Genomic DNA, 19,008 nt, shown 5'->3' on the forward strand with positions numbered 1-19,008 from the left:
GCAATGGCAATTCCCGCATACATGTGGATCAAGGACGACGGCGGAGCCGATATCAAGGGCTCGGTCACCGTGTCCGGCCGCGAGGGCAGCGTCGAAGTCGTCGCCTTCGACCACGCCGTCAACATCCCGACCGACTCGAACACCGGCAAGCTGACCGGCACCCGCGTGCACAAGCCGATCGTGTTCACCAAGGAAACGGATGCCTCGACCCCCTACCTGTACAAGGCGGTCACCAGCGGACAGACGCTGAAGTCGATTGAGATCAAGTGGTACAAGATCGATGACGCCGGCAAGGAGAAGGAGTACTTCAACACCAAGCTGGAAAACGTCAAGGTGGTCGGCGTCACGCCGAAGATGCTGGACATCAAGAACCCGGCCTACGAAAAACATAACCATCTCGAGGACATCGAGCTGCGCTACGAGAAGATCATCTGGTCGTATAAGGACGGCAACATCATTCACGCCGACAGCTGGAACGAGCGCTCATAAGCGCCATATAGCCGGTGCCTGACACCGGACCGCAATGCGTGCGGCACCTGACACCAGTTGCCGCACTTCACTTTCTCTTCTGCAGTTCGCCATGACCAGCCGTGACTATTCCCCGTTTCTGCGCCGCCTGAATGCGCACTGCGCCCATGCGCTGGCCGATGCCGCCAGCCTTTGTGAAACGCGAGCCCACCGGGACATCGAGGTGGAGCACTGGCTGGTCAAGTTGTTGGAACTCGGCGAAGGCGACCTGCTGGCGATCCTGCGGCGATATGAACTGGACGTGGATGGAGTCTGGAATGGTCTGCTTACCGCCATTGACCGGCTGCCACACGACCTGCGCGGCAAGCCGGGATTGTCGGCACGTCTTGGCCAATGGCTGGAAGCGGCCTGGGTCAAGGCCTCTCTTGATAGCGGGGCGCATTCGATCCGCTCCGCCCACCTCCTGGCCGCGTTGGCGGAGACTCCCAACCTGCTGCGGGCGCCGGATGCCTGGCCATTGCTGAGTATTTCGGCGACACAGATTGAACGCCTGATTCCTGAACTGGATAAGATCTCCACCGAAGCTGATCTCCCGGGTGCATCTCCCACGCCGGCAAATCCGCGGATGTCCGACTCCCCATCGCAGACGCCGACGATGCCACCCCGACCGTTGCCGGGTCAGGCCGACACCTCTGCGCTGGCACGGTTCACTACCGACATTACGCAGAAGGCGCGCGACGGCAGAATCGACCCCGTGTTCGGCCGTGACACGGAGATCCGCCAGATGATCGATATTCTCGCGCGTCGCCGTAAGAACAATCCGATCCTGGTAGGCGAGCCGGGGGTAGGTAAAACGGCGCTGGTCGAAGGGCTGGCCCTTAAGATCGCGCAAGCAGATGTCCCGGCAGTCATCCGCGATGTCAGCGTGCTGACGCTGGATCTGGGGCTCCTGCAGGCCGGAGCTGGCGTCAAGGGAGAGTTCGAACAGCGCCTCAAGAACGTGATAGAGGCCGTGCAGCAGTCGTCCACGCCGATCTTGCTCTTCATCGACGAGGCGCACACGCTGATTGGCGCGGGCAACAATGCCGGCGGCGCCGACGCCGCCAACCTCCTGAAACCCGCGCTTGCACGCGGCGAACTGCGCACGATCGCCGCAACGACCTGGTCGGAATACAAGCAGTACTTTGAGCGTGACGCGGCGCTTGAGCGCCGGTTCCAGATGGTCAAGGTCGACGAGCCAGACGATGAAGGCGCTTGCCTGATGCTGCGGGGACTCAAGGAGCGCTATGCGCAGCACCACGGGGTGCACATCACCGATGCAGCAGTTGCAGCAGCGGTCAGACTTTCGCGCCGGTATCTCACCGGGCGCCAGTTGCCTGACAAGGCGGTAGATCTGCTCGACACTGCCGCCGCTCGCGTGCGGATGAGCCAGGAGGCGACACCGGTCGCCATCTCCGCCTGCGAAGCCGAGCGCGCCGCACTGGAGGTCGAGCGAACCGCCCTGCGGCAGGATCAGGGTGCCACCGGGACCAGCGACGCCGAACGGCTGGCCGCCATCGATGAGCGACTGGCGTCACTGGATGCCCAACACGAAGAGCTTGAGCGCTCCTTTGCCGAACAGAAGGACTCCGCGCAGGCGCTGCTGGCCTTGCGTGGGCAATGGCAAGCCGCCTCGGATGCTTCGGTGCGCCGGGATCTGGAGCCGTCGGTCCTGGCAGCACACCAGGTGCTCGCGCGTGCCGGCCAGACGTCCCTGATTCATGCGGAAGTCGATGAGAACGTCATCGCGCAGGTCATCGCCGACTGGACCGGGGTTCCAGTCGACAGTCAGCTGTCCAATGAACTCGCCACGTTGCTGGAACTGGAATCCCGCTTGGGTGAGGTGGTGGTGGGTCAGGACGAAGCGCTGGCCGCGCTTGGCAAGAGCCTGCGTGCTGCCAGGGCGGGGCTCAAGTGCGAGGAAGCACCCATTGGGGTCTTTCTGCTAGTCGGTCCGTCCGGAGTCGGCAAGACAGAAACTGCGCGAGCATTGGCCGACCTGATGTTTGGCGGAGAGCGATCGCTCATTACCATCAACCTGTCTGAATATCAGGAGGCACACACCGTCTCCCAGTTGAAGGGTTCGCCACCGGGCTATGTTGGCTATGGCGAAGGCGGCATCCTGACCGAGGCCGTTCGCCAGCGTCCCTACAGTGTGGTGTTGCTGGATGAAGTGGAAAAGGCCCACCGCGATGTGCTGAACCTGTTCTACCAGGTGTTCGATCGCGGCTTCATGCGCGACGGCGAGGGCCGGGTCATTGACTTCCGCAACACGGTCATTCTCATGACGTCGAACCTGGGCAGCGATGAAATTCTTGCAGCCAACCAGGCCGTTGCCGAAGCTGGCGGCGATATCACCACCGCCATACTGATGGAGACCATCCGGCCCCAGCTGGTGGACCATTTCCAGCCCGCGTTGCTGGCGCGCTTCCAGACCGTCGTATACCGTCCCCTCGCCGCCGAGGCCATGGAAAGGATCGTACGCATGAAGCTCGCGAAGGTGGCAACTCGCATTGAGCGCCGCTTCGGCGTGCCACTGCAGTGCGAGGACGCGCTGGTGGCCGAGTTGGTCCGTGCCTGCCTGCTCCCCGATTCCGGCGCCCGCAACATCGACAGCCTGCTGGATCAGCAGATTCTGCCTGTGCTGGCGCGCGAGTTGCTCGCGCGCATGATGGACACGCAAATCCTGGCCGCAATCCGGCTGTCGTTTTCCGACGAAGACGGTATTGGCGTGGAGATTGAAGAGGTGTCGCGGTGACGCGGGGCGGGCCAGGGCTCTTCGAGGCGGTGACGGGATACTTTGCGAACGGCGTCGCCGTGGACGAGTTCGATCCGGCCACGCAGACCTTCTTGTCAGTGCAGGACAACATCCAGCGCATCCTCAACAGTCGCCGGGGCGGGCTGGCACACCTGCCCGACTATGGACTTGGAGACCTGTCGCGGATTTACCGCCACCTGCCAGCTTCCGCGCACACGCTCCAGCGGGAGATCGAGGCAACGCTGCTGCGCTACGAGCCACGTCTCAGGGCGATCGACATCACGATCGAGGAAACGGAGCCCGGCATGCTGCTGAGCTTCACCATGAGCTGCCACCTGCATCAGGCGGGGCTCGTGCGTTTCGGCACCCATTTCACGCCGGACGGCAAGACGCGGCTCAAGCTGCTGAAGGCCGTACAGGACCGGCACTGACCCATCGCGTTACGACGACAATCCCCATCCCCCTGATCGAAAACCCAAAAAAATCGCCGCTTGCGGCGGCGATGGGGAAGGGGGGCGTCAGTCAAGACGGGGTCTGTGTCTCAACGACAAGGACATTATACCTTATGTATTAAGACATTACATACAACTTTAGTGGGGCAACGCTGAGCAACAATTGAATAGTCAACCCCTCAGTAAGGCTTGCCGAGGAACAGATAAAAGCTGTAGACGCCCGCGGCAGCCCGCCCGTAAGCGAGATAAAGCGGGCCAACCGGGCTATCCAGCGCCAGGAAGATCGACCCCGACTTGAGCACCCCGGTCGGGCTGCCAGGCACCAGCGGCTGCCCCACGCGGCCCGCTTCCAGCGACATGCCGGCATAGACGCCTTCCAGCAGACTCTGCCGTGCAAGCTTGTTGTAGTAGACAATGCGCGCGAACTGCAGGTCGGCGCCCAAGAGTTGCCCGGTGCTGTAGCCCGATTGCTGAAGGAATCCGCCCCACTGAAAGTAGTCGTAGCGCGGCAGGGGGTTGTCGCCGATTTTGCTGCCCGCCTTGAAGCCCAGGTTGAACGTGTTGTTGCCGAACGAAAAGGCGTAGGTGCCGTCGATGGTGCCTTTGACATAGGCCTGCTCGGCGCCCAGCCCAGGCTGGGAGGCATAGAGTTTCAGCCAGCCGGCATAGCCGCTGCGGGGAAAAGATGTGCTGTCGAGTTGATCCAGGAAGAGTCGCCCCGTGATCGCCCCGAGGCGGATATGGCCGGGCTCGGGCGCCAGTTGCGCGGGACCTGTACTGAGCGAGGCATCGAGAGAGCCGACTTGCACGCCGATGCGCGCTTCACCGTACTTGGTGAACTGGCTGCCGAAGTCCAGCGACACGCTATAGCTGCGTACGTCGTACTGCGCGATGCGGGTGTTGCCCTGGAAAATGTTGACCGGTCTGCGCTCCAGGTCGATGCGCGGCGCCACGAAGAAGTACTGGCGCGTGTTGAGCGGCTGGTAGAACTCGCTGTGCAGCGCGGAGGTCTGGCCGACCTGCAGGTCGTTGCGCCATTCGGCGCCGAGCGAGTTGATCCACGGGCGCCGATGGCTGGCGACGAGGTTGAAATAGGATTCGCCGCGGAAATCCGTGGTCAATCCCAAGCCGAAGCGCAGATAGTTCGGGCCGTAGGTTTTTTCGATGGCATCGACTGCCATGATGCGTCGGCCTGGCTCTTCCAGGAAGCCGTAGTTCACATGCTCGAAGTCGCCAGTGCCGAACAGATGCCGCATGTCGAGGTCAAGCTGTGCCTGGTCGATCGGTTCGCCGGGTTTGGTCTCCATCACCGACGCGGCATAGCCGGGGTTGACGCGCTGCATCGGCGCGAAGCGGATTTCGTCGACGGGGCGCAGGTCCGGCGGATCCAGCGTTTGCTGGCGGATGCGCAGCGCGGCGTACTGCCCCGGGGGCAGCGCCAGCGGCGCAAGGCGGTCGGCCACCTTGTGCGCCGCGGCTTCGCCGACGGGAATGGTGTTGGTCAGGTGATCGAAGTCGCTGGCCGAGAAATCGCCCAGTTCCGGCAGGATCAGCACATCCGTGGACTTGAGCAAGGCCAGTGAACTGCGCACGTTCTGCTCGGTCAGGATGTTCAGCATCTGTCCCGTGACGCCGAGAATCGAATTCAGTTCGTCACGCCGCATCAGCGGCGTGCCGAGGTTCACCGCAATGACGATGTCGGCGCCCATCTGGCGCGCCACGTCCACCGGCAGATTATCGGTCAGGCCGCCATCCACGAGCAGCCGTCCCTCGTATTCGGCCGGCGCGACCGCGCCGGGCACGGACATGCTGGCGCGCATGACCTGCGCCAGTTCGCCCTTGCTGAAGACCACCGGCGTGCCCGCGACGAGATCGGTGGCCACGGCACGGTAGGGAATCGGCAGCCGGTCGAAGTCACGGTAGCCTGGGACCTTGGCCAGCTGGCGCAGCACGGTCTCGAGCTGCACGCCGGATACCGCCCCTTTGGGCAACTGGATGCTCCCGTCCTTGATGCCGATCTCGGGTGTGAACAGGTTGGTGTAGTCGTCCAGCTTGCGGCGCACCGTCAGGTCCTGGCGCGGCGGGCGTTCCTTAAAGATTTTCGCGGTGGACAGGCCCGCCACGAGCTTTTCCATGTCGGCGGGCGACATGCCGCTGGCATAGGCACCGCCGACGAGCGAGCCCATGCTGGTGCCGGCTATACAGTCCACCGGCACGCGCAGTTCTTCCAGCACTTTGAGCACGCCGATATGTGCCGCACCGCGTGCGCCGCCGCCGGACAGTACCAGGCAGATGCGCGGACGGCCGAGGCCCGGGGTCGGTACGGTCGGGGGCTGTGGCGGCGTGACGGCAGGCGGTGGCCCCGGCGCCGGCGTTGGCTGTTCCGTGGCCGTGGCCGTGGTCGTCGCGGCGGCCGCGCGCGCGCTGTCGACTGCCAGCAGCAGTGCGGCAGCGAGCAGCGCAGCCAACCATCGGGGTCGGATCGCAACGTTCATGGGACAGATCAGCGGACGCCGCATGTACGGCTCGGGTCTGGCTCAGGTCTGGCTTGGGTGGCCGTGCCGTGCAAAGGCCGCCGACCATGCTTGCGGATATCTTGGCGCAAACCGCGTGGCACCGAGTCCGCCGTCGAAACAATTCATCATGGCTAGCGGAAGCGTTCAGATCGCCGCATCGCAGACTCGGCATGCCAGTCGCAGCGAGAACGACTAACATCTACAGGACGAGCAAGGTTCTGGGGTACGAATGTACGGGTACTTCTTCTACCAGACCGCCGCAGGGCAACTGACCCTGATACCACGGGAAAAAGACTGGATGTTGATGCTGGGCAGCGGCGTTGTCGGCCGCTTTCCGGATGCCCAGACGGCGGTGGACGCCCTGTACGGGGGCGAATTGCGTGTGCGTGGGCGCCTGCTGGACGCCAATGGCCTTGGTGTGCCCAGGCGCGCGCATGACTGGCTCTACCATGTGTTGAGCCGTTGAGCGATCCAGCCGGCACGCCGGCGCCCGTGGAAAGGGGAACCGCCATGACAGCCCTTGTCGAGTGGACCCGCGAGCATACGTGCCGTCTCTTCCCGATGTCGGCGCAATACAGCGCGGGCGGCGGTTGCCAGGTGCAGGTGATCTGGCAGGCCGAACCGCCGGGTGCCGGGGTAATACGCCCGCGCCACGGCGCGGCGCTGCAGTTCGACCAGGACGTGATCGATGCGGTCTATCTGGCCGATCCGGCCGAACTGGCGCGTATCGGCGGCCGGCTGACGGATCTGGTATCGCGCTGGCTGGCTGGCGATGACATCGCTTGTATGACGGGCGATGTGCTCGTGATTCCGGTGGGGGATGCGTTGCTGAATCACTAGGCCGCGTCCAGCGTCGAGATCGCCACGCCGGCCTGCTTGCCCCGCCGGGAATATACTGTTGGCAACCCCGGCTCGCCGGTTTTGCCATTCCGAGTTGTTCCGTGCCAGACCATCCCGATCAAGACGACCCCCGTCCCGTGCCGCCCGAGCAGCCCGGCGACAATGAATGCTGCGGCTCCGGCTGCGATCCCTGCATCTTCGATTACTACTATCAGGAAATGCAGCGATACCGCGATGAACTGAAGGCCTGGGAAGCGCGCCAGGCCGCACGCCAGTCCGCCGCCGAGGATTCGCCCACTTGAGCGCGCTCGGCGATTTCGTGCGGCGCCATCCGCGCCTGTTCGTGCTGACCGGCGCGGGCATCAGCACCGATTCCGGCATTCCCGGCTACCGCGATGCAAACGGCCAGTGGCAGCGTTCGCAGCCGATCACGCTGCAGGCCTTCCTGGGCTCGCATGCGGGGCGCCAGCGCTATTGGGCGCGCAGCATGATCGGCTGGCCCGTGGCGGCCGGGGCGGAGCCAAATGCCGGCCATCACGCATTGGTGACGCTGGCGCGGCAAGGGCATGTGATGCGTCTGGTCACGCAGAACGTGGACGGGCTGCACCAGCGTGCCGGCAGTGAGGATGTGATCGAGCTGCACGGCAGCATCGGCAGTGCAATCTGCCTGTCGTGCGGCACGCGCCATGACCGCGCCGGCTTGCAGCGCTGGCTCACCGAGCAGAACGGCGAATTGCGCGATGTGATTGCCGAACCTGCGGCCGATGGCGATGCCCACTTCGAATCACCGCTGTTCGCGCATTTCCGTGTGCCGTCGTGCGAGCGGTGCGACGGTCTGCTCAAGCCCGACGTGGTGTTCTTCGGCGAATCCGTACCGCGCGAGCGCGTCGATGGCGCACGCGAAGCCCTGGTGCAGTCGGACGCGGTGCTCGTGGTCGGCTCGTCGCTGACGGTGTATTCGGGCTATCGCTTCTGCGTGTGGGCCGAGCAGATGGGCAAGCCCGTGGCCGTGGTCAACCTCGGCGTGACGCGAGCCGATCCGATGCTCACGCTCAAGGTCGAGCAGCCATGCGCGCAGGCGTTGTCCGAACTGACGACATGGCTCGCTCAGCCCGGTGATTGACCGGCACGCATTCGCCCGTTAGCATCGCTTCATTCGTCTTATCGTTTTCCACGCTTCCGACATCATGAACGCAGCCCGCCATCGCCACGCCCAGCCAGCCCTTGCGGCCGGTGCGCGCGCACGCGGTCTCGCTGCGCTGGTGGCGGTGGCTTCTCCCCCTCCTGTCGCGTCGCCACCCCCGGCGACCGCCGGCGCCCATCCGCCGCCGGCATTGCTTGGCTGACGGGTTCGTCCCGCAGCGCCTCTCTACGTCTCCGGTAGCACCACCCCTGGCGCTTTAATGCGCTGATGGCACACATGCGTGCCGGAGCCTGCCATGCTTTCGACAGGTGCAACCCCATGCGCATTGACAATCAACTGGCGGCACAGACCGATGCCGCTTCCGGCCAGCGTACGCTGGCTTCCCTGGGCGCGACGCCCCTTTTCGTGCTGCTGTGGAGCAGCGGTGCGATCTTTGCCCGCTGGGCGCTCGACCATGCCACGCCGTTCGCGCTGCTCACGCTGCGCTTTGCGCTGGCGCTCGCCGTACTCATCGCCATCGCGCTTGCGCAGGGGCAGCTGTTGCCGCGGCGTGGTGAACGGTGCCAGGCCGCGCTGGCGGGCTTGCTGATGGTGGCTGGATACTCGATCGGCTACTTCCTGGCGCTCGAGCGGGGCCTGACCCCGGGTGTGCTGGCCACCATCCTCGGCGCGCAGCCGATGCTCACGCTGTTGCTGACCGAGCGGCGCTTTGGCGCGGCGCGGATGGCGGGACTGGCTTTGTCCCTCGCCGGCCTGGCCATGGTCGTGGCCGACAGCCTGCTGATGGCGCGGTTGTCGCCGGCCGGCGTGTTGTTCGCGCTGGCCTCGCTGATGAGCGTGACGATCGGCGCGATCCTGCAAAAGCGCCTCACCAGTACGCCTGCGCAGGTGCTGCCGCTGCAGTATGGCGTGAGCACCCTGGTATGCCTGCTGTGCGTGACGTTCCAGCCGTTCTCGTTCGATGCGACGCTGGCGTTCTTCGTGCCGCTGGCATGGCTGGCGCTTGTGATCTCCGTTGCCGCCACGCTGCTGTTCTATCGCCTGATCCGCGCCGGCAATCTCGTCAACGTGACAAGCCTGTTCTACCTGGTGCCGGCGGGCACGGCCGTGTTCGACTATCTGCTGCTGGGGAACCGGCTGGCGCCGATGGCGATCGCGGGAATGGGGGCGATCCTGGCAGGGCTGGCGGTCGTGTTCCGGCGCAGGCCGGAACACTGAACCGACCGCGTCAGGCCGCTGCCTTGCCCCGCAGAAGCTTGCCGGGCAGGGCGCCGGTGGCTTGCTTGTTCTCGAAGATCGGCACGCCGGCTACCAGTGTCGCGAGATAGCCATCGGCTTCCTGCACGAGACGCCGTCCGCCGGCAGGAAGATCAAAAGCCATGCGCGGCGCGTGGAGCTTCAGGCCGTCGTAGTCAATCACGTTGATGTCCGCCTTCATGCCCGGCTGCAGCGTGCCGCGGTCGGACAGGCCATACAGCCTGGCGGTGTCCGCGGTTTGGCGCTTGACCAGCGCTTCGAGCGGCAGGCGCGGACCGCGCGTGCGTTCTCGCGCCCAGTGGGTCAGCATGAACGTCGGCATGCTGACGTCGCAGATATAGCCGCAATGCGCGCCGCCGTCGGACAGGCTGTTGACAGTGGCCGGATGCTGCAGCATCTCGTGCAAGTGCGTGAGCGAGCCGTAGGAGTAGTTGAAGCTCGGGTAGTACAGGATCGCGCGGCCGTCCTGCTCCAGCATGAGGTCGTAGATGGCCGCGAGCGGGGTCTGTCCGCACCGGGCCGCAATTGCGGCGACGCTGGTTTCGGGTGGCGGTTCATAGTCGGGCGTGCCGCCGAGCGGGAAGATGCGCTCGAAGTGACCGAACATCGCTTCGAGACCCTTGTCCATGCGTGCGCGCGGCTCGGTCAGGACGCGCTCGCGCACGGCGGGATCGCGCAGCCTTGTCACGCGTGCCTCAAAGCTCAGGCCGGCCAGTTCCTGGAATGCCGGGCACGCGATGAACGGGTGCAGCGAGCTCTGCCACGAGAACAGCAGCCCCAGCGGCCGGCCGCTGATGCCCCCATAGAGCGGCACGCCGCCGGCATGTGCCTGGTCGAGTGCGGCCAGCAGGTCGCGCCACAGGTCGGGCGCGGGATCGGTCTGCTGCAGGTTGAACAGCACCGGCAGCTTGTTGTGGCGCGCGAGCCGTTCCAGCCACGGCAGCTCATTGCCCATCGACACATGGTTGGCCGTCATCTGGAATACGCCGTGGCCGGCCTCGCCGAGCACGCGGCCGAGGCTCATGATCTCGTCGCCGCTCGCGAACGTGCCGGGCGGGTACTTGCGCTCGTCGTACTTGTGCAGGAACGTGCGCGACGTCGAAAAGCCGAGCGCGCCCGCTGCCATGCCTTCGCGCATGAGCCGGCACATCTGGTCGAGGTCCTGCGGCGTAGCTTCGTCGTGGTGGATGCCACGCTCGCCCATCACGTACGCACGCAGCGCCGCGTGCGGAATCTGCGCGCCGATGTCGAGAGCCTTGGGACGGCGGTCCAGTGCATCGAGGTACTCAGGGAAGGTTTCCCAGTCCCACTCGATGCCTTCGGACAACACCGAGCCCGGGATGTCCTCCACGCCTTCCATCACCTTGATCAGCCACGAACGGTCGGCCGGGCGCACCGGTGCGAAGCCGACGCCGCAGTTGCCCATCACCGCAGTGGTCACGCCGTGCCACGTCGATGGCGACAGGTACGGATCCCACGTCGCCTGGCCGTCGTAGTGCGTGTGGATGTCGATCCACCCCGGCACGACCAGCGCGCCGTTGGCGTCGAGTTCACGACGCGCTGTGCCGGCCCTGCCGCCGGCCTGGGTGACGCGCCCGCCGTCGATCGCAAGGTCGCCCTGATAGGCCGGTTGGCCGGTGCCGTCGACGAGGGTGCCGCCACGGATGACTAAATCGTGCATTGCCTGTTCCTTTGCCGTGTCTTGCAGGGTTTGCTGGCGGGGCGGTCAGTCGAGCTTGAGCCCGATGCGCTTGATCACAGCGCCCCAGCGCTCATAGTCGTTGGCCACGATCTGCCTGAACGCATCGGGGCCGGCGCCGCTGATCTCGTTGCCTTGCGCGCGGATCAGCTCGGCGATATCGGGCGATTCCACCGCGGTGCGGAACGCATTGGCGATCTTCTGCGCAATGGCCGGCGGCAGCTTGCCGGGCCCGAACACGCCTTGCCAGCCGACGATGTCGAGCCCCGGCACGCCCTGCTCGGCCATGGTCGGCAGGTCCGGCAGCACCGTCAGGCGCTTGTCGGCCGCCACGCCGAGCAGCTTGACCTTGCCGGCACGCGCGTTCTCGACCGCGGTGGAGGTGCCGTCGAAATAGACCTGCACGTCGCCAGCCAGCAGTGCGCGGGTGGCATCGGCGGTGCCCTTGTACGGCACGTGGACCATCTCGATGCCGGCGCGCTGCTGCAGGATCTCGCCGTTCAGGTGCGAGGTGGAGCCGAGGCTGTACGAAGCAAAGTTGAGCGCGCCCGGATGCTGCTTCGCGTAGCTCACCATTTCGCGCACGTTGCTGAAGGGCGCGTTGCGGTTGGCCACCAGCACGGTGGCGGAGCGTACGAGCTGCACCACGGGCGTGAAGTCCTTGAACGCGTCGTACGGCAGCTTGTTGTAGAGATGCGGATTCTGCGTGTGGGTGACGACGATGGTGTAGAGCAGCGTGTGGCCGTCGGCCGGGGCATGCGCCACATCCGCTGCGCCGATGAACGTGCCGGCGCCCGGCTTGTTGTCGATGATCAGGTTCGCGCCGGTCTGGTCCGACACGCGCTTGGCGATCAAGCGCAGCAGGCCGTCACTGCCCGACCCGGCGCTGAACGGCACCACCACGCGTACCGGCTTGCCGGCCTGCGGCCAATCGTTGGGAGGGGCCGCGCTGGCGGGGTTGCCAGTGAATGCGGCGACGGTGACGGCAATGACGGCGAGGCTCAGGCGCGCGGTTCCGCGCGCTTGCGGGGCAAGGCGGTCCATCTTGTCTCCTGTTCCGGAATGTTCCGTAGGGGGCAGCCGTGGCGCCGGTGGGGCGCTCGATGCTCTCTGGCAGGTCTGCGAGCCGAGTATAGGGATTGCCGTACCGTGAAATCCAATGCATATTTGTGGCCTTCCCTATGAAATAAATCTATATGCTCAGCTTGCGTCGTCTCGAGCATTTCGCGGTGCTGGCCGAAGAGCGCAGCTTCTCGCGCGCCGCGCGCCGGCTCAACCTGACCCAGCCGGCGCTGACGCGCAGCATCCAGACGCTCGAGGAAACGCTGGAGCTTCAACTGGTGGACCGTGCCGCGAGCGGGCTGGTGCTGACGGAAGCCGGCGCAATGGTGCTGGAGCGTTCACGCCGCATGCTCGGCGATGTGCGTGCGCTGCAGCGCGAAGCGGGGCGGCTGCGCGGCTTCGAGACGGGGACGGTGAACTTTGGCGTCGGCTCTTTCCCTGCCGCGGCCTTCCTCGGCTCCGTAATGACACGCGTGGCGCGCGACTATCCCGGGCTGGTGGTACGCGTGGAAACCGAGAGCTGGCGTCGGCTGCTCGAAAAGCTGCAGCGCGACGAGCTCGATTTTGTCGTGGCCGTGACCCACAGCCTGCCGCCGCCGGCGGATTTCCAGGTGCGGGAGTTGCCAGCGCAGCGCATGGGGTTCTTCGTACGGCCGGGGCATCCGTTGGCGGGGCTCGGTCAGGAGGCGGTGCGCGGGCAGATTGCCGGTTTTGGGCTTGCCACGACCACGCTGCCGCCACGCGCGCGCAGCGAACTGGCAGCGCTTTTCGGACTGCCCAGTGCCGACGAACTGCCGGTACGGCTGGAGTGTGACAACGTGCAGGTGTTGTGCGAGGTGGCCGGCGCGTCTGACGCGGTGCTGTTCGCGACCCACGAGGCCGTGCGCAGGGAGTTGGCCGCGGGAACGCTGGCGCCACTGATACTGGAATACCTCGCTCCGGCGCCTTTACCGCTGACGCTGGTGTACCCCGGTGGACGCAATCTGTCAGGCGCAGCCCAGTTGCTGGTCGGGCTGCTGGAGGAGTGTGCCGGCTGTCCTGTCACGCCACAAGCGCCTCCGCCGGCCGGCTGAGCGCTACTGGTCCTTCACTTCGACCCGAATCCCTTCCGGCGCCACGGTGATCGCGCCGGGTTCGACGTCCTTGCCGCCGAAGCGCAGCTCCTCCGGCTTGAACGTGTAGATCGGGTAATCCTTCAGCAGTTGCTGCGCGACCACCGCGCCGATGGCATTGAGCTGCTCCTTGTACAACGCCATGCCTTGGACTTCCACGTCCTGCACGGTCGGGTTGTCCAGCAGCACGGCGCGTTGCGCCTTGTCGTAGCGCAGCCCGCTGTTCAGCGAAAGCGTGCCGTTGACCGGCGGCGATGCCGTCAGCGCGTTGGTGAGCCGGGCATCCATCTGCGTCGTGATGCGGTTGTTGGCATCGTCGAGCACCAGGCGCGGGCGCGTGAGCTGGACGCTGACGACCTGCGCATAGCGCAGTGTGGCCGGGAAGCGCTTGTCCACGGCCTGCTGCAGTTCCTGCTTCGTGAATGTGTATTCGCCGGTCCAGATGTTGTAGCCAGCGTGGGCGGCGGTCGTCACGGCAACGGTCGCCGCGGCAATCAATAGGCGTCGATGAAGGCGCATGAGGCTGGGTGCGCGCATTGGCGCAATGTTGTCTGCGTAGTGCCTGTCAGACACGGATCGGCAGAGGAGCGTTCCAGTGCGGGAACAAAGGCACGGCCAAGTGCGGCCTGAGGCTCAGTAGTGCGGGGGGATTTCGTGCTGCGGGTTGGACTCGGCAGCCGTCGAGGGCGCGCTGGTCACCTGCTGATAGAGCGCGCGGAACTGCTCCTGCAGCAGGTCAAGCTGTTGCTGCTGGCGCGCGACGGTCAGGTTCAGCGTTTCGAGCAGGTCTTCCTGGAACGCGAGCTTGATCTCGAGTTCGTTGAGGCGGTCATCCATGGCGGTATCTCCGGCTTGGTCTCCGGCAAGGGCGCCGAGCCGCGCATTGTAAGCGAGGCGAGGCCCCCTTGCGGATCAGTCGGAGCGCCGCCTTACTGGTGCTGGGCAGGCTTGATCAGCATCCACAGCACGCCGAAGCGGTCCGTCACCATGCCGAACTTCTCGGCGAAGAAGGTCGTGGACAGCGGCATCATCACCTGGCCGCCTTCGGTCAGGCCGTTGAATGCCTTTTCCAACGCCGCTACGTTGTCGTACGTGATCGACAGCGCGATGCCCTGGAATTGCGGATTGCCGGTGCAGCGCCCGTCGGACACCATGATCAGGCTGTCGCCGACCTTGAACTCGGCGTGCATGACCTTGTCATCCATGGCGGCAGTAGGACCGCAGCCTTCGCCGGCACCGACCTTGTCCTTTTCGGGATTGTCCTTGAACCGCATCAGCATGCCGGGCTTGGCGTCAATCGTCTTCTTGTAGAACTCGAGTGCTTCCTCGCAACGGCCTTCAAAGAACAGATAAGGCTGGACTAGCATGGACATCTCCTGTTGGGGGACACGCTTGCGCATGGCCGGAGGGAATCAGTCTTGGGGCCGGGAACGTTGCATCCGCGGCGAGCGGCGTCACTGCGTTTGTGTACGCCGTCCACAATACCTTAGCAAAGAAACTGGACGGCGTCCACATCGATATGCCGGCACTTCAGCGGCGCCCTCTACGGCACAAGTGATGGCATAGAATGACCGCGCCGCCTCCATTCAATCTGGCACGGCGGCTACAGACACACAAATGGGGTTGCATTGCGTTACGAACTGACCGACCTGCGCCTGTTCCAGGCCATTGCCGACGCGCAGAGCCTTTCCGGCGGGGCGACTGCCACGCACATCACGGCGTCGGCGGCGAGCTACCGGCTGAAGAATCTCGAGCATGCAATGGGCACGCCGCTGTTCGTGCGCAATGCGCGCGGCATGGAGCTGACGCCGGCGGGGGAGACGCTGCTGGTCCACGTGCGCGAACTGCTGCTTGGCGTGGAGCGCATGCATGGCGAGGTCGGGCGTTTTTCCGCCGGGCTCAAGGGCCACATCCGGCTGCTGGCGAACAGCAGCTCGCTCAACGGCTTCATCATCCCGAGCGTGAGCCGTTTCCTGACGGCCAACCCGGATGTGAATATCGACCTGGAAGAACGTGCGAGCCAGGCCATCCTGACCGCGGTGGCTGCGCATGAAGCCGACGTCGGCATCCTCGCTGGCGACTTCGATACCACCGGCGTACGCGCGGTGCGCTATGCCGTCGACGAGTTGATTCTTGCCGTGGCGGCGGACCACCCGCTCGCGCGCGAGGCGGAGGTGCGCTTCGGCGCGGCGCTGGCATTCGATTTCGTATGCATGAGCCGCACGAGCAGCAACTTCCTGTTCCTGCGCGACATGGCGCAGCGTGCGGGCAAAAGCCCCAATGTGCGACTGCATGCGCACAGCTTCGAGGCGGTGCTGTCGCTGGCGGAGGCGGGAGTCGGTGTGGCGCTGGTGCCGCGCAGCGTCGCGGCGGCCGCGTTGCGCGACGCGCGCGTGGTGGGCGTGCGGCTGGCCGAATCGTGGGCGCTGCGTGAACTCAACCTGATCGTGCGCGCCGATGGCAAGCTGCCCGGGTTTGCGGCTGCGTTCGTGCAGTTCCTGCTCAATGACCCGCGCGTGGCGGCCACGCGCGAGGGCGGTACGGTCGCGTCGACCGCACCGTGATGACTGCGTTGATTTACCGCTTGCGATTCAGGAACGTCGCCATGTGATGCTGCGGCTCACCCGTATCGAACGCGCGGCCGAACTCGGCCACGCTGTTGTTGATCGATACATCGAGCGGCGCTTCTTCCCACTCTCGCAGCAGGCGCTTCTGCTGGCGCACGACCTGCGGGCCGAAGCCTGCGAACAGCGCGGCAATGCGCTCGACTTCCGCGTCCAGTTCCGCGAGCGGCACTACGCGGTTCACCATCCCCCACGACAGCGCTTCTTCCGCGCCGCACAGTTCTCCCGTCAGCAGCATCCAGGCAGCGCGAGCGTTGCCGATCAGCCGCGGCATCAGCGCGGCATGAATCACGGACGGGATGCCGACCTTGACCTCGGGCATGCCGAGCTGCGCGTTGTCCGCGGCAATGCGGATATCGCAGGCGAGTGCCAGTTCCAGTCCGCCACCGAGGCACCAGCCCGGCATGCGTGCAATCACGGGTACCGGAAAGTGCCGCAGCGCATCACAAAGGCCGCGCAGGCCGCTGATGAAGACTTCGGCGGATTCGCGTGTGAGCGCGGCCATCTCCTTGATATCGGCGCCGCCGATGAATCCCTTCTCGCCAGCACCGCGTACCACCAGCACCCGCACGGCGTCATTGGCGGCCAGTGCGTTGACCACGCGCGTGAGGTCCGCAATCACCGACGTGCCCAGGATGTTCAGCGATCCCGCTTCACGGATGGTCAGCGTGGCAACGCCGCGCTCGTCGACCTCGACGCCGGCGTGCGTGTTGGAGGCGTGTTCGCTCATGATGTATTCCTCGATGTGTGGCTTATTGCAGCTTCGTGAAGTGGATATCCTCGACCACCTTCTTCCAATGCGCGTTCTGCGTGCGGATCAGGTCGCCGAACGCCTTGCGCGAGGTCCATGCCGGAATCGCGCCCTGTTTCTCGATGGCGGTGATGACCTCCGGCTCGGCTAGCACCTTGCGCACTGCGTCGTTGAGCTTGTCGAGGATCGGTGCGGGCGTGCCGGCCGGCGCGCCGAGGCCGAACCACGACGGATTGTTCATCGCGCCCAGCCCGGCTTCGGCGTACGTCGGCACGTTCGGCAGCACCTTGAGCCGCTGTTTCGCCGCGACGGCCAGCGGCTTGAGCTTGCCGCCCTGGATCAGCCCCGACGAGGACGGAATGTTGTCGAACACGACCTGGATCTGTCCTGCGACCGCATCATTGAGTGCGGGGCCCAGGCCCTTGTACGGCACGTGGAGCATACGTGTGCCGGTCTCGTTCATGAACAGTTCGCCGTTCATATGGCTCAGGCCGCCGTTGCCGGACGAGCCGAACGAATACTTGCCCGGATTGGCCTTCAGCAGCTTGATGAACGCCTGCAGGTCGGTCGCCGGGAAAGCCGGGTTCACGACCAGCACGTTGGGCACGTCGGCGAGGTTGCTGATCGGATCGAAGTCCTTCACCGGGTCATAGGCGGTCTTCAGGTACACGTTCGGATTCACCGCGTGCGAGCTTTCGACTTCCATCACCAGCGTGTAGCCATCGGGCGTCTGCTTGGCCGCGTAAGCGCTGCCTACGGCGCCGCCCGCGCCGGGGCGGTTTTCGACGACGACGGGCTGGCCAATCACCGGCCCGAGCCGCGTGCCGACGATGCGCGCGATGATGTCGGTCGTGCCGCCTGCCGCGTAGGGCACGATCAGCTTGACGGGGCGATCAGGCCAGGCCGCCTGCGCGGTGCCCGCCACGCCGAGGCCAGCCAGCAGTGCGAGGACAGGATAAGTCGGTTTCATCAGGTGTCTCCGTATCAGGATATCGATTGTGTTCAGGCCGGCGCGGTGTGTTCGCCCAGCAGCGGCGGCGGCTGCGACGGTCCGGTGTGGCCGGCGAGCATAGGGTTGCGCACCATCGGCACGGTGCCCATCACCGGGTGCTCGGCGAATTGCTGCAGCCCGCGGTGGCGCACCTGCGGATGCGCAAAGACTTCTTCCATAGTGTGGATCGGGCCCCACGGCACGCCGGCGGCATCGAAGGCGTCCGTCCATGCGGTGCGAGTGCGTGTCGGGAAGATCTCCGTCAGCAGTGCGCGCAGTTGCGGCAAGTTTTCGATACGCGCCGAGTTGGTCGCGTAGCGCGCGTCCTGTGCCAGGTCGGCCATACCGGCGACTGCACAGAAGCGGGCGAACTGGCCGTCATTGCCGATGGCGAGGATCAGGTAGCCGTCCGCGCAGCGGAACACTTCGTACGGCGCGCAGTTCGGGTGCGCATTCCCGCTGCGCTGGGGGTTCTCGCCCGATACCAGGTAATTCGCACCCTGATTCGCGTTGAGCGCCACGGCTACATCGAGCAGCGCGATATCGAGGTGCTGGCCGACGCCGGTCGCGTGGCGCTGGTACAGCGCAGCAAGCACGGCCGAAGTCGCGTACATGCCGGTGCTGAGGTCCACCACCGCCACGCCGGTGCGCAGCGGGCCGGCGCCAGGACTGCCGTCGGGCTGGCCGGTATAGCTCATGAGCCCGCCCATTCCCTGGAACACGTAGTCATAGCCCGGTTTGTCGGCCATCGGCCCGTCCTGGCCGAAGCCGGTGATCGACAGGTAGACCAGTCGCGGGTTGATCGCCTTGAGGCGGTCGTAGTCCAGCCCGTAGCGCCGCAGCGTGCCGACCTTGTAGTTCTCGACCAGCACGTCTGCCTCGCGCGCCAGTTCGCGCACCTGTGCGGCGCCTTCGGGCGTGCCGTAGTCGATCGCCACCGAACGCTTGCCGCGATTGCAGCTGATGAAATAGCCGGACAGGCGCGCGTCGCTGCCATCGGCCGCCGACATGTAAGGCGGGCCCCAGCCGCGCGTATCGTCGCCCCGCTCGGGGTGTTCGACCTTCGTCACCTCGGCGCCGAGATCCGCCAGGTTCTGGGTGCACCAGGGGCCGGCCAGGATGCGCGACAGGTCCAATACACGCACGCCTTCCAGGGCACGATGAAGCATGACAACTCCCGCATTCGCAAAACAATGCGGCCGAGTATAGGGAGCGCCCCAGGGCCGAACCAGTCGAGAGTTTTTAAAGGCGCGTTCGCCGGTTTTGAACGGTCTCGCAGCGCCTGTCCGCAGGCC

Annotated in this window: 19 protein-coding genes; 10 read left to right on the forward strand and 9 right to left on the reverse strand. The window is 65.4% G+C overall.

What is annotated here, in order from left to right; genetic code table 11:
• The first annotated feature begins 3 nt into the window (after positions 1-3).
• The 3 genes from ACIGJG_RS22580 (at position 4) to tssE (ending at position 3,696) form a co-directional block, all read left to right on the forward strand.
• Positions 4-489: an Hcp family type VI secretion system effector gene (locus ACIGJG_RS22580; protein WP_011301372.1), complete on the forward strand. Its 486-nt coding sequence runs from the start codon at positions 4-6 to the stop codon at positions 487-489.
• Positions 490-580: 91 nt separating this feature from the next.
• Positions 581-3,265, forward strand: a complete 2,685-nt coding sequence (tssH, locus tag ACIGJG_RS22585; RefSeq protein WP_140949740.1) for a type VI secretion system ATPase TssH — start codon at positions 581-583, stop codon at positions 3,263-3,265.
• Positions 3,262-3,696: a type VI secretion system baseplate subunit TssE gene (gene tssE, locus ACIGJG_RS22590; RefSeq protein ID WP_011301370.1), complete on the forward strand. Its 435-nt coding sequence runs from the start codon at positions 3,262-3,264 to the stop codon at positions 3,694-3,696. Before tssH ends, tssE begins: the two co-directional genes overlap by 4 nt.
• A 200-nt stretch (positions 3,697-3,896) precedes the next feature.
• On the opposite strand, the gene ACIGJG_RS22595 is transcribed toward tssE, so the two are convergent.
• Positions 3,897-6,212, reverse strand: a complete 2,316-nt coding sequence (locus tag ACIGJG_RS22595) for a patatin-like phospholipase family protein (RefSeq protein ID WP_245001788.1) — start codon at positions 6,210-6,212, stop codon at positions 3,897-3,899.
• 250 nt (positions 6,213-6,462) lie between these two features.
• Here ACIGJG_RS22595 and ACIGJG_RS22600 point away from each other — a divergent pair, with 250 nt between their 5' ends.
• From ACIGJG_RS22600 to ACIGJG_RS22620, 5 genes are all read left to right on the forward strand, one after another.
• On the forward strand, positions 6,463-6,699 hold the full coding sequence (locus tag ACIGJG_RS22600; RefSeq protein WP_011301368.1) for a hypothetical protein: 237 nt from the start codon (positions 6,463-6,465) through the stop codon (positions 6,697-6,699).
• A gap of 44 nt (positions 6,700-6,743) precedes the next feature.
• Positions 6,744-7,073 (forward strand): hypothetical protein, encoded by a 330-nt coding sequence (locus ACIGJG_RS22605; protein WP_011301367.1) that lies wholly within the window; start codon positions 6,744-6,746, stop codon positions 7,071-7,073.
• A gap of 101 nt (positions 7,074-7,174) precedes the next feature.
• The gene (locus tag ACIGJG_RS22610) at positions 7,175-7,375 is read left to right on the forward strand and encodes an oxidoreductase-like domain-containing protein (RefSeq protein WP_224009352.1); all 201 of its coding nucleotides are present in this window, start codon (positions 7,175-7,177) and stop codon (positions 7,373-7,375) included.
• Positions 7,372-8,196 carry an NAD-dependent protein deacetylase gene (locus tag ACIGJG_RS22615; RefSeq protein ID WP_011301365.1) on the forward strand — a complete coding sequence of 275 codons (825 nt, stop codon included), beginning with the start codon at positions 7,372-7,374 and terminating at the stop codon, positions 8,194-8,196. The genes ACIGJG_RS22610 and ACIGJG_RS22615 overlap by 4 nt, the downstream gene beginning before the upstream one ends.
• Before the next feature lie 339 nt (positions 8,197-8,535).
• Positions 8,536-9,435: a DMT family transporter gene (locus ACIGJG_RS22620; protein ID WP_483673945.1), complete on the forward strand. Its 900-nt coding sequence runs from the start codon at positions 8,536-8,538 to the stop codon at positions 9,433-9,435.
• Positions 9,436-9,445: 10 nt separating this feature from the next.
• Here the strand turns inward: ACIGJG_RS22620 and ACIGJG_RS22625 are convergent, their stop codons facing one another.
• Positions 9,446-11,155 carry an N-acyl-D-amino-acid deacylase family protein gene (locus tag ACIGJG_RS22625; RefSeq protein WP_011301363.1) on the reverse strand — a complete coding sequence of 570 codons (1,710 nt, stop codon included), beginning with the start codon at positions 11,153-11,155 and terminating at the stop codon, positions 9,446-9,448.
• A gap of 45 nt (positions 11,156-11,200) precedes the next feature.
• A complete protein-coding gene (locus ACIGJG_RS22630) occupies positions 11,201-12,217 on the reverse strand; it encodes a Bug family tripartite tricarboxylate transporter substrate binding protein (protein WP_011301362.1) in 1,017 nt (338 codons plus the stop codon).
• Positions 12,218-12,369: 152 nt separating this feature from the next.
• Between ACIGJG_RS22630 and ACIGJG_RS22635 the strand changes: the two genes are divergently transcribed.
• Entirely contained in the window at positions 12,370-13,308 is a 939-nt protein-coding gene (locus tag ACIGJG_RS22635) for a LysR family transcriptional regulator (protein ID WP_011301361.1), read from the forward strand.
• A 3-nt stretch (positions 13,309-13,311) separates the two neighbouring features.
• On the opposite strand, the gene ACIGJG_RS22640 is transcribed toward ACIGJG_RS22635, so the two are convergent.
• From ACIGJG_RS22640 to ACIGJG_RS22650, 3 genes are all read right to left on the reverse strand, one after another.
• Positions 13,312-13,866, reverse strand: coding sequence for a DUF1439 domain-containing protein (locus ACIGJG_RS22640; RefSeq protein ID WP_041680614.1), 555 nt, complete (start codon positions 13,864-13,866; stop codon positions 13,312-13,314).
• A 114-nt stretch (positions 13,867-13,980) separates the two neighbouring features.
• Positions 13,981-14,184 (reverse strand): SlyX family protein, encoded by a 204-nt coding sequence (locus tag ACIGJG_RS22645; protein ID WP_011301359.1) that lies wholly within the window; start codon positions 14,182-14,184, stop codon positions 13,981-13,983.
• A gap of 92 nt (positions 14,185-14,276) precedes the next feature.
• Positions 14,277-14,714 carry a VOC family protein gene (locus tag ACIGJG_RS22650; protein WP_011301358.1) on the reverse strand — a complete coding sequence of 146 codons (438 nt, stop codon included), beginning with the start codon at positions 14,712-14,714 and terminating at the stop codon, positions 14,277-14,279.
• Between the two features lie 261 nt (positions 14,715-14,975).
• On the opposite strand from ACIGJG_RS22650, the gene ACIGJG_RS22655 reads away from it, so the two are divergent.
• The gene (locus ACIGJG_RS22655) at positions 14,976-15,911 is read left to right on the forward strand and encodes a LysR family transcriptional regulator (RefSeq protein WP_011301357.1); all 936 of its coding nucleotides are present in this window, start codon (positions 14,976-14,978) and stop codon (positions 15,909-15,911) included.
• Between the two features lie 13 nt (positions 15,912-15,924).
• On the opposite strand, the gene ACIGJG_RS22660 is transcribed toward ACIGJG_RS22655, so the two are convergent.
• Genes ACIGJG_RS22660 through ACIGJG_RS22670 form a run of 3 tightly spaced genes read right to left on the reverse strand, consistent with a single transcriptional unit; the run spans position 15,925 to position 18,882 of the window.
• Positions 15,925-16,701, reverse strand: a complete 777-nt coding sequence (locus ACIGJG_RS22660) for an enoyl-CoA hydratase (protein WP_483673946.1) — start codon at positions 16,699-16,701, stop codon at positions 15,925-15,927.
• Positions 16,702-16,723: 22 nt separating this feature from the next.
• Positions 16,724-17,692 (reverse strand): Bug family tripartite tricarboxylate transporter substrate binding protein, encoded by a 969-nt coding sequence (locus tag ACIGJG_RS22665; protein ID WP_011301355.1) that lies wholly within the window; start codon positions 17,690-17,692, stop codon positions 16,724-16,726.
• A 32-nt stretch (positions 17,693-17,724) separates the two neighbouring features.
• Positions 17,725-18,882, reverse strand: coding sequence for a CaiB/BaiF CoA transferase family protein (locus ACIGJG_RS22670; protein WP_011301354.1), 1,158 nt, complete (start codon positions 18,880-18,882; stop codon positions 17,725-17,727).
• Positions 18,883-19,008: the final 126 nt, after the last annotated feature.

Source organism: Cupriavidus sp. C1SS-2L (assembly GCF_057073735.1).

Excerpts from the sequence above, each read along its gene's own strand:
- ACIGJG_RS22580 (WP_011301372.1), top strand. The coding sequence starts at position 4 with ATGGCAATTCCCGCATACATGTGGATCAAGGACGACGGCGGAGCCGAT.
- tssH (WP_140949740.1), top strand. The coding sequence starts at position 581 with ATGACCAGCCGTGACTATTCCCCGTTTCTGCGCCGCCTGAATGCGCAC.
- ACIGJG_RS22595 (WP_245001788.1), bottom strand. The coding sequence starts at position 6,212 with ATGAACGTTGCGATCCGACCCCGATGGTTGGCTGCGCTGCTCGCTGCC.
- ACIGJG_RS22600 (WP_011301368.1), top strand. The coding sequence starts at position 6,463 with ATGTACGGGTACTTCTTCTACCAGACCGCCGCAGGGCAACTGACCCTG.
- ACIGJG_RS22605 (WP_011301367.1), top strand. The coding sequence starts at position 6,744 with ATGACAGCCCTTGTCGAGTGGACCCGCGAGCATACGTGCCGTCTCTTC.
- ACIGJG_RS22620 (WP_483673945.1), top strand. The coding sequence starts at position 8,536 with ATGCGCATTGACAATCAACTGGCGGCACAGACCGATGCCGCTTCCGGC.
- ACIGJG_RS22625 (WP_011301363.1), bottom strand. The coding sequence starts at position 11,155 with ATGCACGATTTAGTCATCCGTGGCGGCACCCTCGTCGACGGCACCGGC.
- ACIGJG_RS22630 (WP_011301362.1), bottom strand. The coding sequence starts at position 12,217 with ATGGACCGCCTTGCCCCGCAAGCGCGCGGAACCGCGCGCCTGAGCCTC.
- ACIGJG_RS22635 (WP_011301361.1), top strand. The coding sequence starts at position 12,370 with ATGCTCAGCTTGCGTCGTCTCGAGCATTTCGCGGTGCTGGCCGAAGAG.
- ACIGJG_RS22640 (WP_041680614.1), bottom strand. The coding sequence starts at position 13,866 with ATGCGCCTTCATCGACGCCTATTGATTGCCGCGGCGACCGTTGCCGTG.
- ACIGJG_RS22645 (WP_011301359.1), bottom strand. The coding sequence starts at position 14,184 with ATGGATGACCGCCTCAACGAACTCGAGATCAAGCTCGCGTTCCAGGAA.
- ACIGJG_RS22650 (WP_011301358.1), bottom strand. The coding sequence starts at position 14,714 with ATGCTAGTCCAGCCTTATCTGTTCTTTGAAGGCCGTTGCGAGGAAGCA.
- ACIGJG_RS22660 (WP_483673946.1), bottom strand. The coding sequence starts at position 16,701 with ATGAGCGAACACGCCTCCAACACGCACGCCGGCGTCGAGGTCGACGAG.
- ACIGJG_RS22665 (WP_011301355.1), bottom strand. The coding sequence starts at position 17,692 with ATGAAACCGACTTATCCTGTCCTCGCACTGCTGGCTGGCCTCGGCGTG.
- ACIGJG_RS22670 (WP_011301354.1), bottom strand. The coding sequence starts at position 18,882 with ATGCTTCATCGTGCCCTGGAAGGCGTGCGTGTATTGGACCTGTCGCGC.